At 39.2% G+C, this 16115-nt stretch carries 15 protein-coding genes and 1 pseudogene; 6 read left to right on the top strand and 10 right to left on the bottom strand.

Features of this window, described 5'->3' with window-relative positions; genetic code table 11:
- The 4 genes and pseudogenes from EAH57_RS14750 to rimI all read left to right on the top strand — a co-directional run.
- Positions 1–182: pseudogene (locus EAH57_RS14750) on the top strand (elongation factor Tu); the annotation flags it as partial.
- A 269-nt stretch (positions 183–451) separates the two neighbouring features.
- Entirely contained in the window at positions 452–1333 is an 882-nt protein-coding gene (locus tag EAH57_RS14755; RefSeq protein ID WP_121930709.1) for a metal-dependent hydrolase, read from the top strand.
- A 222-nt stretch (positions 1334–1555) separates the two neighbouring features.
- Entirely contained in the window at positions 1556–2440 is an 885-nt protein-coding gene (locus EAH57_RS14760; RefSeq protein WP_121930710.1) for a metal-dependent hydrolase, read from the top strand.
- Positions 2441–2533: 93 nt separating this feature from the next.
- A complete protein-coding gene (gene rimI, locus EAH57_RS14765; protein WP_213071152.1) occupies positions 2534–2992 on the top strand; it encodes a ribosomal protein S18-alanine N-acetyltransferase in 459 nt (152 codons plus the stop codon).
- Positions 2993–2996: 4 nt separating this feature from the next.
- On the opposite strand, the gene EAH57_RS14770 is transcribed toward rimI, so the two are convergent.
- The 4 genes from EAH57_RS14770 to trxB form a co-directional block, all read right to left on the bottom strand.
- Positions 2997–3812 (bottom strand): arginyltransferase, encoded by an 816-nt coding sequence (locus tag EAH57_RS14770; RefSeq protein WP_121930712.1) that lies wholly within the window; start codon positions 3810–3812, stop codon positions 2997–2999.
- A gap of 28 nt (positions 3813–3840) precedes the next feature.
- Positions 3841–4572 (bottom strand): leucyl/phenylalanyl-tRNA--protein transferase, encoded by a 732-nt coding sequence (gene aat, locus EAH57_RS14775; RefSeq protein ID WP_121930764.1) that lies wholly within the window; start codon positions 4570–4572, stop codon positions 3841–3843.
- Positions 4573–4659: 87 nt separating this feature from the next.
- On the bottom strand, positions 4660–6216 hold the full coding sequence (locus EAH57_RS14780; RefSeq protein WP_121930713.1) for a class I SAM-dependent methyltransferase: 1557 nt from the start codon (positions 6214–6216) through the stop codon (positions 4660–4662).
- Between the two features lie 110 nt (positions 6217–6326).
- Positions 6327–7277 carry a thioredoxin-disulfide reductase gene (trxB, locus tag EAH57_RS14785; protein WP_121930714.1) on the bottom strand — a complete coding sequence of 317 codons (951 nt, stop codon included), beginning with the start codon at positions 7275–7277 and terminating at the stop codon, positions 6327–6329.
- Between the two features lie 302 nt (positions 7278–7579).
- Between trxB and EAH57_RS14790 the strand changes: the two genes are divergently transcribed.
- Both EAH57_RS14790 and rhtC read left to right on the top strand, forming a co-directional pair.
- The gene (locus EAH57_RS14790) at positions 7580–10627 is read left to right on the top strand and encodes a DNA translocase FtsK (protein ID WP_121930715.1); all 3048 of its coding nucleotides are present in this window, start codon (positions 7580–7582) and stop codon (positions 10625–10627) included.
- 126 nt (positions 10628–10753) lie between these two features.
- Positions 10754–11371, top strand: a complete 618-nt coding sequence (gene rhtC / locus EAH57_RS14795) for a threonine export protein RhtC (RefSeq protein WP_004670116.1) — start codon at positions 10754–10756, stop codon at positions 11369–11371.
- 33 nt (positions 11372–11404) lie between these two features.
- Here the strand turns inward: rhtC and EAH57_RS14800 are convergent, their stop codons facing one another.
- From EAH57_RS14800 to EAH57_RS14825, 6 genes are all read right to left on the bottom strand, one after another.
- Positions 11405–11692, bottom strand: coding sequence for a PA4642 family protein (locus EAH57_RS14800; RefSeq protein WP_005150979.1), 288 nt, complete (start codon positions 11690–11692; stop codon positions 11405–11407).
- Positions 11693–11814: 122 nt separating this feature from the next.
- Positions 11815–12087, bottom strand: coding sequence for a cell division topological specificity factor MinE (minE, locus tag EAH57_RS14805; protein ID WP_004670120.1), 273 nt, complete (start codon positions 12085–12087; stop codon positions 11815–11817).
- Positions 12088–12089: 2 nt separating this feature from the next.
- Positions 12090–12902, bottom strand: coding sequence for a septum site-determining protein MinD (minD, locus tag EAH57_RS14810; RefSeq protein ID WP_004670121.1), 813 nt, complete (start codon positions 12900–12902; stop codon positions 12090–12092).
- Positions 12903–12961: 59 nt separating this feature from the next.
- Entirely contained in the window at positions 12962–13681 is a 720-nt protein-coding gene (gene minC / locus EAH57_RS14815) for a septum site-determining protein MinC (protein ID WP_121930716.1), read from the bottom strand.
- Between the two features lie 106 nt (positions 13682–13787).
- Entirely contained in the window at positions 13788–14846 is a 1059-nt protein-coding gene (locus tag EAH57_RS14820; RefSeq protein ID WP_121930717.1) for a preprotein translocase subunit SecA, read from the bottom strand.
- Between the two features lie 4 nt (positions 14847–14850).
- Positions 14851–15783, bottom strand: a complete 933-nt coding sequence (locus tag EAH57_RS14825; RefSeq protein ID WP_121930718.1) for an acyltransferase — start codon at positions 15781–15783, stop codon at positions 14851–14853.
- Positions 15784–16115: the final 332 nt, after the last annotated feature.

Genomic DNA, 16115 nt, shown 5'->3' on the forward strand with positions numbered 1-16115 from the left:
CAACTGACGTAACTGGCGCAATCCAATTACAAGACGGCGTTGAAATGGTTATGCCAGGTGACAACGTTGAAATGTCAGTAGAATTAATTCACCCAATCGCAATGGACCCAGGTCTACGTTTTGCGATCCGTGAAGGTGGTCGTACTGTAGGTGCTGGTGTTGTTGCGAAAGTAACTCTCTAATCATTTAGAGTAATAAAAAACACCCCCTCTGGGGTGTTTTTTTATGCCTAGTGTTTGCTCTTTATTTTCTTGCGTCGGAAAAATTAATACTTAATTAATTTTTCCTCTTGCGTCGAAATAAAGCGATGCTTTATTTCTCCTCATGTCCCAAACTGATACTTAGCTGTCCTAAACTGCACTTAATTGATACCAATAAAACAGTAAGATAAAACTCAAGAAAATAAACAAAAGTACTCAGTGAGATATTTCACTTAAAAGGAGTCGGCTGTATGAATGCTAAAGTAAATATTTCTAATCGTGCAGGTGCAAGTTTTCCTGTACGTCGCATGAACTTTGATTTTGACCAAGTTCCTGAATATTGGATGAGTGGTTCAGCAGGTTTAACTCATTTTATGACAGCTCTATCTGCGTTATTTCCAGATGGTGAAAAGCTGTTCATTGATTCTGTTCGTGCAGTTCGCCATCATCCTGCAATCAAAGATAATGAAGCACTACAAAAAGAAATCAGTGCTTTTATTGGTCAAGAAGCCATGCATACGCAAGAGCATGTCGGTTTTAATCAGTCTGCACTGAAATATGGTCATGATGTTACAACTTTGGAAAAACGTACAGCGAAACTGATTCAATTTACGCGGAAGAATTTTGCGAGAGTCGTTAAGCCATTTGGCATGACACAAGAAATGGTTGATTTAACTGCAACGACAGCGTTGGAACACTTTACTGCGACGATTGCGTCTGAACTATTACGTAATCCGCACATTCAAGAGCTGATGACAGATGACACCATGTCATATATGTGGTTTTGGCATGCAGTCGAAGAAAATGAACACAAAGCAGTTGCCTATGATGTTTATGAAGAAATTTTTGGTCGTGGCATCAAAGCCTATACATTGCGTAATACTGCATTAGTGGTGGCAATGGTCTTTATTTTCTTAGCACAATCATCATTCGTACTACGCTTGCTTAAACAAGATGGCAAACTGAATCTAAAAGAATTGGGTATGATTTATAAATATGGTTATAGCCCATCAAAAGGGATTATTACAGGTATGGTTGGTGAAATGCTTGCATACTTGAAACCAGGCTTCCATCCAAATGATCTAGATACTGTGCAGTTACTCAAAGATTGGAAAGCCAAGTTGGGTTTGTAATTTTTATGCATCATCCTTAAATGTTTTTATGAAAAAGGACAACCAAGGTTGTCCTTTTTCTGTTTAAGTTTCTTTTCGATGTGTCGGCAAAAGCGTGGCGAGATGTCCCAAGATGATGCTTATCTGACCTTATCTGCACTTATTTAATGCAGATAAAAGCGCGTATAACTAATAGATAGGAAATGATTGAAAAGAATATGTTACATCATAGGAGAATAAGGGATGAATGCTAAAGTCAATATTTCAAACCGTGCTGGTGCGAGTTTTCCTGTACGCCGAATGGATTTTGAGTTTGCTGAAGTACCACGCTACTGGGCACATGGTGATGCGGCATTGACACATTTTATGACTGCATTATCTGCACTATTCCCAGAAGGTGAGCAATTCTTCGTCAATAGTACTCGTGCTGTGAGAAATGATCCGAAACTCTCCGATCCCCAATTACAAAAAGAAATTAGTGCTTTCATTGGTCAAGAGGCAATGCATTCTAAAGAACATTTGGCTTTTAATGCAGCTGCACAGGCCTATGGTTACGATGTGCGTCGCATGGAATCACAGACTGGAAAAGTAATTCAAGTGGGGACCACTGTTGTAGAAAAACTTATGAAGCCATTTGGTTTTACCAAAGAGATGATTGGATTAACTGCGACTTGTGCATTAGAGCATTTTACATCAACCATCGCTGAAGAATTATTAAGTAATCCAGATATTCAAGCAATGTTCCAAGACGAAACGATGTATCACCTTTGGATGTGGCATGCAGTAGAAGAAAATGAACATAAAGCGGTGGCTTTTGATGTGTATGAAGCTATGTATGGTCGAGGTCCAAAAGCGTATTTTATGCGTTCGTTGGCGCTTGTAATTGCAATGGGTTTGATCTTTATCACGCAATCATATTTTACAGCGAAGTTACTGAAAACAGATGGCAAGCTTACTTGGCGTGATACCAAGTATATGATCAAATTTATGTATGGCTACAAAGGCTTTATGTCACGTCAGATTCCGACATTACTCGATTTCCTAAGACCTCGCTTTCATCCGAATGATGATGATACAACTGAGCTATTAAATAAATGGCGTACTGAATTAGGTTTTAATCCAAGTTAACTTCAACGGACAGTGAAAACTGTCCATTTTTTTATTCAAATTTTGGCTAAAATTGCTGATAATCGCATCATCATATTTATAGAGTAGTAGATTTTGATCCGATTGATGCAAGAAAGTGACGTGGATCATGTTGCTGCGATTGAGCGCTTAGTTCAGACACATCCATGGTCTAAACAGCAGTTCCAAGAATCTTTAGTATCTCACCAATGTACTGTTTATGAACAAGCCAATCAGGTGGTAGGCTTTTGTATCTTACAGCCTGTGTTGGACGAAGCAAATTTATTACTGATGGCTATTCATCCAAGTCAGCAAGGGCAAGGATTAGGCTATACATTACTTGACTATTCAATCGAGCAATTAAAAAATAATCCGATTCAGATTTTTTTAGAAGTACGAGAAAGTAATCGCGCAGCGATTCGTTTATATGAAAAAGCGCAATTCCATCAAATTGATTTACGCAAAAACTATTATCCAAATGGTGATGGTTCAAGAGAGCATGCTGTGATCATGGTCAGAACATGCACTGATGATTTTGCGGCGCTATTTCAATAAAACGCTATTTAATAATTAAATTATTCCATTCGGATGGAAGTGTACTCATTAATGAATCTCCAAGTTGCTGTATTTCATCATTGGAGAGTGGACGATTGAGCCTACGCCATTGTCCATCAAGCAATAATTCGAGTGGCGTATATTGTGATTTATAATTCATTTTTTGTGAGTGGGGAACCCAGTAACCCAGATAGAGGTATTCAAGGTTTAGACTGCGGACATATTCGATTTGCTTAAGAATCGCAAAGACGCCCAAAGAACGACGTTGTTCGTCTGGGTCAAAGAAGGTATAAACGGCGGATAGCCCATCATCCATTAGATCACAGGTTGAAACCCCAATCAGTTTCTGATCTTTCCATAGTTCCAGAAAGAAACTATCGGTACAGCTATGCACAAGGAATTTTTCAAACTGGTCAAGGTTTGCTGGATACATATCGCCATCTGCATGGCGTTCATTGATATAGCGTTCGTATAAATCGTAATGTTGTTGCGTCGCTTGAGAAGTGGGCAAAATATTCATTTTTAAATCTTGGTTACGCTTCCATGCCTTTTTCTGGCTACTATTCATTTGAAATTCTTGAATAGGTACGCGACAAGATAAACATTGGCGACACAAATGGCACTCAGGGCGATAAACAAAATCCCCACTGCGTCGAAAACCGACGCGAGAAAGTTCCGACAATGTCACCACATCTATACGGTGAATTGGATCTAAAAACACCATTCGAGCTGATTTGCTATCTAGGTAGCTACAATCATGCGGTGGCGTGATGTAATACTGTAAGTCATTTAAAAGGGACTTGGGTTGGTATGATTTCATGAATCTGTCCCTCCAAGGTGTTCGTCCGTTAACCGTCTAATTTTGCATTAAGTGCTATTGTTTTACTTGAAAATACACGTTCTTGATAGCTTTTCCAATTGATAGGGGGGGCAATAATTACATCTTGTAACGATTTTAGATATATTTGGCGAGAAAGTGTACGTGCGCCTAAGCTGATGAGGTGTTCATTGACCAATTGGCAATCCACCCAAGCTAACTGATTTTCTTGTCCGATCAGCATTAGGGTATAAAATGCCATTTTTGATACATCGGTTTCAGTGCTGAACATTGACTCACCAAAACAGCCTTTACCAATGCTGACGCCATACAAGCCACCTACAAGTTGCTGGTGATGCCAGACCTCAACACTATAAGCATAGCCCGCTTCAAATAAAGCGCAATAGCCTTGAATAATATCTTCGCTAATCCATGTTTCATTGGTATAGCTACGTGGCATTGAACAAGAGCGCATGACCTCTTCAAAAGCATGGTTAATGGTAATCCGATAATCATGCTTTTTCATATTACGGATTAAGGATTTGCTTGGCTTGTAGGATCGCGGTTCGATAATGCAGCGAGGTTCGGGACTCCACCAGCATATCGGTTCATCTTCATTGAACCAAGGAAATAAGCCGTGGGTATACGCTTCGAATAAAGTGGAAGGGGATAGATCCGCGCCAATACAGATAAATCCATGACCGTCAGGATCTGCTTCTATTGGATTTGGAAAATTGTATTGAGATAAGGGGAGTTGTTGCATATCAGGAAAAGTTAATAGGAATGATTCTAAACTAACTGAACTGAAACAGAATGGCAATCGTTGAAAGATCACCATTCCATTGACAGGCTAATTAAATAAACGAAGTTGTTTCGCGATTTCAATTTTTTTACTATCAATAAAGATTTGCGCTTTGCCCTTTATGATCTCAAGGCTCTGGGTTTTATCAGCCACGGTATTGCCATCTTTATCTAAAACTAGCCATCCAAGTTGACTGATAACATTTTGGACATAAATCGCAAAATCACTTGCTGTTTCTAATCCATCAATAAAATGTGCACGATAGAATAGCTGATGGAAGTGTTCTGTTGGAATGCCGATACCAGTAAGTGGGCTGACTAAGACGTTATAGTTTTGATGAAAACTGGCTTGTTTCAGGATGTGATGGTTTAAATCATGGCAGTGTTTAACCGTTTTCTCTTGTGGTTTAAGATTTTGACAAGGTTGCGCCAAACCGAGATGACATAAAATTACTAATGCATTTAAAATCTTTGCGTAGTTTAGTTCTGGAAAACTTTGTTCAAACTCCGCGATTGTTAATGGTTGATAATTATCCTCAGCAAATCGATTAGCAATAGGTTGATAAATTTCTTCAATTAAATTGAATGTACCTAATAGACCATTGATACTTGTTGGTAATTGTTCTTTAGCCGTAAGTAACACAAAAGCGGTCTTGCGTAATTTTTCTTGGACTTGTAGTGGAGTTAAATTGTTCTTTCCACGAATGAATAAGTCTCTTCTAAACTGTGTATTTGCAAAATAGTCTCGGCATTGCTCTTTGAAGATCGGATGTTCAATTGCATCTAAAAACGTTTGATGTTCTTCAGAAAAGTTAATATTATCAAGATGAGAACCTAAATCAGTAGAACCAGCATAAGACAGTTTGATTTCATCAAGAATGCGGACAATCTGTTGAAATGAAAAACATTGCCAATCTTGGTTTAGATATTCATGAATCAAATAGTTGGGATTTTGTTGTTTTAAGTCTGCAACTTTTTGTGTGGCGTTTGGATTACGCTGAGCAAAAACGGGGTTTTGTTTGAGTAACTCATCACTAAAGTTTAGTGCTTCATTCACCTTTTGAATTGGGTTGGTACTTTTACTATTAAATTTGAAATGACTATGAAATAGCTCACGGATTGGCATGTTTGCAGCCCAACCAGTGACGCAGTTATAGCTGATATATACAATACCATTTGGTTTTAGAAACTTTCGAATGAATTTTAATATAATATGTTGATTTTCATAGCTAATCCAGCTCCATATACCGTGCAAACTGATCGAGTTAAACATCGGTAAATCATGGCGATTCAGAAGTTCCTCAAAGCTATCATCATAAAAAAAATGCTCAATATGGCTTTGTTCTGCTAATTGATTGGCATGTGCTGCATGGGCAGGATTAAAGTCGGTACCGTAAAATTTAGCTTCATTACTTGTGGCGTGAATGTTAATACTAACGCCTTGTCCAAAACCAAGTTCACAATGGGTTTGGTTATCCTGAAAGTCAGGACTTTCGATGCCATTGAGCAGTAAGCAGAATTTTTGAAAATTCGGGCTCAAGTCACGATAATAACCATAGGTATAATTTACTTCTGTTTGATAGCCGTTAGTCCATGTTGTTGTCATTCATACATCCATTATTAAATTTTGTTTAAAAAGTATTCATGTTTTTGATTGTATGAATGATTTATAAAAAAAACCACCAAAAATTTGGTGGTCTTTTCATAAAGTGTAAATTAGTTCGAATTGTCTAAATATTTCTCAGCATCTAAAGCAGCCATACAGCCTGATCCAGCCGAAGTAATCGCTTGGCGATAAATACTATCCGCGACATCACCTGCAGCAAAAACACCTTCAATAGAAGCTGCTGTTGCATTGCCAGAAGTACCACTTTGCACTTGGATGTAGCCATCACGTAGGTTAAGTTGACCGTCAAACATACTGGTATTCGGTTTATGACCAATCGCAACAAATAGACCTTGGACTTGAACGTCTTGAGTGCTTGAGTCTTGCGTTGATTTGATACGAACAGAAGTCACACCAGTTTTATCACCCAGTACTTCATCGACTTGATGATTCCAAATGATACTAATTTTGCCTTCTTTTTCTTTAGCAAAAAGATGATCTTGTAAAATCTTTTCTGAACGTAAGCTGTCACGACGATGGACCAAAGTGACATGTGCAGCAATATTTGAAAGATAAAGCGCTTCTTCTACCGCAGTGTTACCACCACCAACGACCATGACATTTTGGTTCTTGTAGAAGAAACCGTCACATGTTGCGCAAGCACTGACGCCTTGTCCCATAAATGCAGCTTCAGATTCAAGACCTAAGTACTGTGCAGTCGCACCTGTTGCAATGATAAGCGCATCACATGTGTATTCAGCCATGTCACCCTTTAATACGAATGGGCGAGTTTTAAGGTCAACTTCATTAATGTGATCGTAGACGAGTTCAGTACCAAAACGTTCTGCATGAGCTTGCATACGATCCATCAGTACTGGACCAGTCAATCCTTCAGGGTCACCCGGCCAGTTATCGACTTCAGTGGTCGTGGTCAATTGACCACCTAGTTGTATACCGGCGATGAGTGTCGGTTTGAGATTGGCACGTGCAGCATAAACTGCCGCGCTGTAACCTGCAGGACCAGAACCCAGAATAATTAATCGTGAGTGACGAGCGTTCATTAAAGAACATCCTTCTTATATTGAAAATGCTAAAATTATACGTGAATCCACAAGCGTTTTGGGGCAAAACCATGTGGATAATATTGATAAGTTCAATCGAAATAGGCTATACCATGTTTGATGGGTGGATTATTTCAAAATTACGTGTCTGAAGTGTGAATCGGCCTTCGATGTTAACAACAACAGTAAACAATCGTGCATCTTTTTTGTTAGAACGAGTGCATAATATAAAACTTATTGATTAAGGTAAGTTAGACCTTAAAAGATACCAACAAATAACGAATTGGGTTACAGGATTGTATATGGCTGCGGTGTCAAGTGTTTATGCACAACGCTTTTTAATGACATTATTTTTAATTTCTTTTGGCATTTATTTATTTCTTGCCACAGTGACCTACACACCTTTTGATCCGGGTTGGATGCATATCTCCAGTGATACCCAACATGTTTCAAATGCCAGTGGGGTCGCAGGCGCTTGGATCGCAGATTTATTATTTGGTTTCTTGGGCTGGGCGAGCTTACTTATTCCTTTATTTCTATTTATAGAGGCAGTGCAGGTTTGGTGGCCAAGAAGCTTTCTAAATTTACCTTTTCGTTATGCAGCACAGTTCTTTTTGATCTTATCGATCTCTAGTTTATTGTATTTACACTGGAACACGCCTGCGGATACGCTGGATAATGCTGCAGGTGGCATCATTGGTTATGAGTTAGGGCAAAGTTTGTCTCACCTATTAACCATTTATGGAGCGACATTTTTTTTACTGGCATTTAGTATTTTATTGATTACTTTAGCTTTCGGTATTCAATGGAATAAAACATGGTTGATGTTGAAAAAGACGCCAGCTTATTTACAGGATTTATTCTATAGAAATGTGCCGCAGAATGAGTCTGCTTATGACCGTACTGAGCAATTGGCGGCATCAGAAATACCTGCAATAAAAAATAAAGTATCAGTACAGACTGAATCGGATGTTCAGCAAGCCACGCTAACTAGCGAAATGGTAGATAATGTTCAGATCAAAGCAACAAAAATGGATGATTCACATCATCAGATTTTAGCGGAAAAGTTGTTTGCTGATGTAGTTGCGCGAGAGCAACAAGGTAATCAACCACAACAAACGCCGCAAACCGAAGACGATTTCGAGCAAACTTTACAACGAGCTCATCAATTTGAGACAGAAAGCCAGCGTTTAGTTCAAACTGGTGAAGTGTGGCGCGCACTACAAAGCGATGATGCCAATCATAAGCAGGAGATTGATGCGCTTCTCAGAGCTGCGGATGATGTAAACTCTTCTACAGCATCACAGCATTCGCAATCAGAATTTGTGACGCAGAAAAGCAATGATCACCATTTAGATTGGAATGACGACCAAATTTTTGATGAGTTATTGGCTGCAGTTCCAAACACAAAGACAGCAACCGATTTACACACACCATTTAGAAATGAAGTTGAACAAACTTCTCATCATAATGCGCTGGAAGTGAATACTGACTTTGGTTCAGATGCCAGTGAATCGACATCGACCAAAAACCTTTATTCGCATCCATCACCTACCAAAAATACACATCTAGATGCACAAGATGATTTCGATCATTTTAATGATCTTTTAGTTGAAAGTGAGCAAGACAAGATAATAACTCCAACGAGCAGTAACTCTCATTTACAAGCTGCTACTGTGAGCGCCTCTAGCGAGTTGCAAAAAGAAAAGCTCTCCAAAGAAGCATTTATTGAAGCATGGCAAGAAACGGCTGGAAAAGCTGAAACTGATTTAGATTTAGAAGAAGATTTTGATTTGGATGCGCCATTAACGGATACATTTGGGCGTCCAATGTCACGTGCGATGCAGGTTGCACAGAAACGTCGTGACTTACCAACTTTGCCAGGCTTAGAGTTGTTGGATAAGGTTGATCCAAACAAAAAGGTGAATTTTACAGCGGAGCAATTGGCACGACTTTCTGAATTATTAGAAATTAAGCTACAGGAATTCAATGTAAAAGCACAGGTGGTTGAAGCTCAACCAGGACCTGTGGTCACGCGTTTTGAACTCGATCTTGCACCGGGCGTTAAAGCATCTAAAGTGACCAATATTTCGCGTGACTTAGCGCGTTCAATGTCGATGGCATCTGTGCGGGTTGTAGAAGTCATTCCGGGCAAACCTTATATTGGTATTGAAGTTCCAAACAGCACGCGTGAAATGGTGCGTCTGATTGAATTATTGACCATTCCTGCTTTTACCGATCCAAATAGCATTCTTTCTATGGCGATGGGTAAAGATATTTCAGGTAATCCTGTTATTGCAGATTTGGGGAAAGCACCACACATGTTGGTCGCGGGAACGACAGGTTCAGGTAAATCAGTTGCGGTCAACTCGATGATTTTGTCGATGTTGCTGAAATATACGCCTGATCAATTGCGTTTTATTTTAATTGATCCAAAACAGCTTGAATTAGCCAATTATAATGATATTCCTCACTTATTAACGCCTGTTGTAACCGACATGAAAGATGCGGTAAGTGCATTAAATTGGTGTGTAAATGAAATGGAACGTCGTTATAAACTGATGTCATTTCTTAAAATTCGTAAACTCAGTGACTACAATCGTAAAGTTGAAGAAGCGATTGCAAATGGTGAGGATTTAATCGATCCAACGTGGAAACCAAGTGACTCAGCAACACAAGAACGTGCAGCACGTTTGACGCCGTTACCTTCGATCGTCATTGTTGCGGATGAGTTTGCTGACATGATTATGCAGGTCGGTAAAAAAGCGGAAGAAATGATTACGCGGTTAGCGCAAAAATCTCGTGCGGCAGGTATCCATTTGCTGCTTGCAACGCAACGTCCATCTGTAGATGTGATCACTGGTTTGATTAAAGCCAATATTCCAACCCGTGTGGCATTACGTGTTAACAGTAAGATTGACTCGCGTACGATCTTGGATGCGGGCGGGGCAGAGGACTTGCTTGGTCATGGTGATATGTTGTTCTTAGGGCCAGGTAAAATTGAGCCTGAGCGTGTTCATGGTGCATTTATTAGTGATGACGAAGTCAATCGCATTTGTGATGCATGGCGTGAGCGTGGTGAACCTAACTATGTTGATGAAATCTTGACGCCTTTTGATGAGGAACCATCTTCACGTGGTTTTGAAGATGGTGATGGTGATCCAAACCGTGATGCGCTTTATGATCAGTGTGTTGCTTTTGTTTTGGAAACACGCAAAGCCTCAACCTCCTCATTACAGCGCAAATTTAGTTTAGGTTATAACCGAGCTGCCCGTATTATTGACCAAATGGAAGAAAATGGTATCGTCAGTGCGATGGGTGCAAATGGCAAACGAGATATTCTCGTTTAACGAGAAAAATCCAATAATAAAGCCTCTATTTAGGGGCTTTCTTTTTATATTTGCTTATTTTTATATAGTAATAATCACATTTTTTATTTAAGCTTACGCTTTGGAGTCCCATTGCTAGGGTGAGCTATGTTAGTTGCATTGAGTACACTAATTTTCATTCATTTTTGTGCATTAATTACGCCCGGACCAGATTTCTTTTTGGTCTCACAAACGGCGATCAGTCGTTCGCGTAAAGAGGCTGTATTGGTCGTTTTGGGTATTTGCATCGGTGCAATGCTTTGGTCACTATTGGCTTTGATGGGACTCAATATCATTTTTGAGAAAATGGCTTGGCTTAAACAAGGGCTGTTAATTGCGGGCGGCTTATATTTGTGTTGGCTTGGCTTCCAGATGCTTCGCTCTGCTTTCTCTAAAGGGGATCAGACGGTAAATCCGATTGTCTTGCCTCAATCACCTTATTTATTTTTTATGAAAGGATTGCTAACAAATCTGTCTAATCCAAAAGCAATCATCTATTTTGGTAGTGTATTTTCTCTGTTTTTAACCAATCCTTTATTTGATCAGCATCATTCATTGCTTTTTATTATTGTTTCGGTTGAAACCGCGTTATGGTTTACTTTGGTCGCATTTGTATTTTCTCTACCTACATTTCGCACAGCGTATCAAAACTTTGCAAAATGGATCGATGGTGTTTCAGGTGGGATTTTTACTTTGTTGGGTGTGTATTTGATTGGCAGTCGATAGTCAAAAAAACGCCTGCATGATGCAGGCTTTTTTTTATGCAAATTTCGCTAAGACTTCTAAGAAACCATCTTTTTGGCGTGGAAATTGTGCAATCACGTCATGAATACGTTGTCCTTCAGGATTGGTTGCATTCAAGTCACGACCATCCGCCAAAAACTGAGTAATCAATCGCTCATAATCATTTGGACGCATATGTTTAAATGCGTGATAGAGGACATGAAAGTCAGCATTTACGCCTGTTGGTGGAAGTTGGTTGAGGTAGGCAAACACACGCTCATCTGACCATTCTTCATTGAAAGTTGCTGGCTGTGATAATGCCATGACAGTCTCCTCAGTCTTAAAATAATAAAGGCAAAATACGAGGCTGGATTTGCAAAGCAACGCTTTGCTCAGCAGCAAGGTATTTTGCCTTTATTTGCAAAAAATCGCTAATGAAAAAACTACTATCGATCTTCAGGTAAATTGATATTCATTTCTAACATTTCAATATTTGCTTCTGAACGAACTTGCATTTGAATATGCTGTTCATCCACACCTCGAACGTAACGACTGACGACCTGCATGATTTCTTTTTTCATTTGGTCAATCTTGTCTTGGCTTAAACGACGACCTAAGCCTTGTTCAGATGCAACAATTACCTTTAGACGATCTTTGGCAGTTTGTGCACTTGATGACTTTTCATCACTGCTAAATAGTTTACTCCAGAATCCTGCCATCATTACGCTCCAAATAGTCTAGCTAACCAACCTCTTGGCTGTACCACAATGTGTCGATAAGGACGTTCTTCACCAAGAAAACGAGCCACTAAATCATCATAGGCTTGACCAGCTTTTTCTTCTGTATAAAGAATAACCGGCTTACCTTCGTTCGATGCTTGAAGTACGCTCGGACACTCAGGAATAACACCCAAAGTCGGAACACGTAAAATATCTTTAGAAATGTCATCAATCGTCAGCATTTCTTGTCTATCTGCACGTTCTGGATTGAAACGTGTGATACACAAGTGCTTACGGATACGGCCTTCGTTTTGCTCAACTTTTTTAGTTTTGCTATCCAACATACCAATGATACGATCTGAGTCACGAACAGAAGAAATTTCAGGGTTTGTGACAATGATTGCTTCATCAGCATGATACATCGCTAAAATTGCACCACGCTCGATCCCTGCTGGTGAGTCACAAATAATGTAATCAAACTCTTGTGACAATTCATCAATCACACGTGCAACACCTTCATCACTTAAGGCATCTTTATCACGGGTTTGTGACGCAGGTAATATGTATAAGTTCTCAATCTCTTTATCACGGATAAGTGCTTGTTGTAAGCGAGCTTCGTTATTGATGACATTAACAAAGTCATAGACGACGCGGCGTTCGCAGCCCATGATTAAGTCAAGATTACGTAAACCTACATCGAAATCGATCACAACAGTTTTATGACCACGTTGGGCTAATCCTGTTGCAAAAGATGCGCTGGTCGTAGTTTTACCTACACCACCTTTGCCTGACGTTACGACAACAATTTTGGCCACCGAATCCACTCCTATTTATGGTCATACGCCCCTAAAAGGGCTTTTTTGGTGTTTATAAATTAAAACTGCAAAGTTTCAAATTCAAGCTCTTGCTTGGCGTTTAAATAAATATGTACAGGTTTTTTGATCAGATCTTTAGGGATATCATCTGCAACACAATAGGTCCCTGCAATAGAGACCAGTTCTGCTTCGAGAGAATTGCAAAAAATGCGCGCTGAAGTATGTCCACCTGCACCTGCAATGACTCTACCACGTGCATTACCATAAATGTGAATATTTCCAGATGCAATCACTTCTGAGCCGCTGTTCATACCTGCATTTAAGATAATATCGCCTTGATCTTGTACCAAACATTGCCCAGTACGCAAAATCTCATCATGATAAGAGGTGATATGCGTATGCGATGTGTTTTTTTGTGGTGTTTGTATTGCAGTACTTTGGGGTTGGTCTTTGACTTCGTGAGCAATCACTTGTTCTTTAGATGCTTTAATTCGCTGTAAGGGTTGATCTGCAGGTAAAACAGGGAATTGAATCGCTCGGGCTTCATCACCCAAAAGGCCATCAATCACAGCCATAGGTTGCAGGCCTAGATCGATTAACACTTGAATTAAAGCGATGAGTTCTTGTTCAACGGTACTGTCTATAATTACCAAAGTTCCTAAATAAGAACCTTCATTGAGTGTGCTCGTCAATTGCTGTCGGATTGCATTATGGTCATTTGTGTCGAAAGTTAATCGACTAAAATTCACCATTCTGCCCGTAATCCGTATATCAGCCATAATGTATCCTTCAGGGCTTTTAAGCACTCTAGTGTGTTATAAATAAAAGCAAATGCTAGAACAAATTACATCAATTCTCTAGCTCGAATAGTAAATTTTCTTGTATTCATTCTGCTTTTTTGTTCAATTGAGCATTTTCATCCAGCATTTCTTGCCATTGCTTGACTTTGACTTGTTTACTTATTGCTTCAATGCTTTCAAATACGACAGATTTAACCAGTTCTTCCAAATATTGATTATCAATATTTAGCTCACTGACTTTTTGTGCAATCAATTGAAAATTTTCATTGGGCTGCTGAGGTGAGCCTGCTGTAAAAGGTTCGATTAAACCCGCGCTAATATTTTCTCCTAAGCGTTGTCCAATGCTCTGAATCTGTTGTTCAATCCGTCCACCGACGATCGGAATAAGGCGTAATAGCTGAGTCAACTCAGGCGTATCTTCGATGGCTTGATTGACAATAATTCCTACTTTTTGGGTAATCGCAGGTTGTTGCTGTTGTAAAGCAGTCGCCAAAGATTCTTGGAGTAGCGAGGAGAGCGTAGTCACAAATAATTGGCGGTGATGATCAACCAAATTATGAATGGTTTGTTGATGACTACTATTGGTTTTTAACTCATGTTTTAAACCGTCAAGAACAGTCAGTACCACTCGATCGGATAGCTCTTCCATGACCACGCGATAGTAAAACAAAAGTGTGCGTTGTATCTTGTCTGGGATCACCTGATATCCCATTTCATATAAGCGGTAGGCGATAATCCCAGCCCGAAATAAACGTAAAAAACGTAAATAAGGAATAATGGCTAGAATTTCATAAAAATGAACAAACGGGAACCACCACCAACGCGCATGGTGTTTATTGATGATCGCAAAAATCCAACGTACAACCAGTTCTGCAATTAGAAATATAATAAACCAAGCTTCAGTGATGATGACCCAAGGGTTTAAGTGTGTTCGATAGAAATCAAGAACGCTGAGTAGGTGAATCTGTTGAAATAACCATTCCCCAAGTGAACTCATTAGGAAAAGGTTCATCCCCAAGCAGAATAAGTTAAATACAATAATAAACACCATAAAGATGTCATAGAGCAAAAACAGTCGGAAAGGCCAACTGTTTCGATCGACACTGTGGTATTTAGATTTTGGCTTCTTATTCTGCTGAGTCATAAATTTACTTAATGTCCGATGTGGTTGTATATTTTTCTTTCATTTGCTGAATGAGCTGATCTTTTTCAGTCCAGATTTGATCGACCCATTTTTGGAAACGTTCACGAAACTCTAGATCATCCTCGTAGTTGCCCCCAAGCACCCAAGCAGGAATCTCAATTTTACGTAAATCGACAGCTATGCGGGAAACATCACCCAACCAAAAATCGCTATATTCAGGCGGGCCATCTGGATAAACAATGGTCATATCAACAAAGGCATCTACTTTATCACCCAGAATATTTAACGCCAATGCTAAACCACCCGCTTTAGGCTTAAGCAGGTTTTTATATGGTGACTGCTGTTTGGCATGTTTTTCAGGCGTAAAGCGTGTGCCTTCTAAATAGTTTAATAAAGTAAAAGGCTGACTCAGCAATTGTTCACAGGCTTTGCGTGCTTCTTGCATATCGCGTGATTTCAGTTCAGGGTTTTTTGCAATCTGCTCTTTCGTATGACGTTTCATCATTGGGAAGCCCAAAATCTTAAAGGCTTGGCCAACAAAAGGAATAAAAATCAGCTCCCACTTGGTAAAAAAGCGGGTAAGCGGCATACGGGTTAAACCAAAATATTGATTAACCGTGGTGTCGACCCAACTTTGATGATTACAAATCATCAAATATCGACCTTGTAAGCTTAGATCGAGTTTTTCATCGATGCTGATATCCCATTTTAGGTTGGGCAGTACATGCTCAATGAGTTGGTTATTTATCCCAATCCAGCTATTTGCGAGTTGGATATTCGTTTCATCGACTTTCGCAGATTTTTTGAATAATTTTGTCAAACCTAAAGCCAGCACAGGAGGGCCATGCAAGAAGGTGCTTCCTGTAATGACAGAACCAACGGTCAATCCTTTACTAATTTTTTGCAATAAAGATGCTTTTTTATTTGAGGTAGACATAAATCAAACCTTGAGTGCAAATGTTTAAAAAATAGATGGTCCAACTATAAACAACAGAAATTGAAATACAACCGTATATTTGAGGATCTTGACAATTTTTATATATTTAGATGGGTTAGAGCGCATTTCTACAAAATATTAATGCTTTTACTGAGGAATGAAACATGAATATGCAGTAAACTCAACAATGAAAATGGTGATATTATTTTTGAAAAGAGCAGTCAACGTATAACGATGAAGGAAATGTGTTGCTTTATTCAAGTAAAGTGCATCAAAGTATTACAAAAATATAAATAAACTGTTTATTATTAACAAAATATCAATGGTATGGC

It is taken from the genome of Acinetobacter sp. 2JN-4 (genome assembly GCF_003687745.1).
GTDB classification, from domain to species: Bacteria; Pseudomonadota; Gammaproteobacteria; order Pseudomonadales; family Moraxellaceae; genus Acinetobacter; species Acinetobacter halotolerans.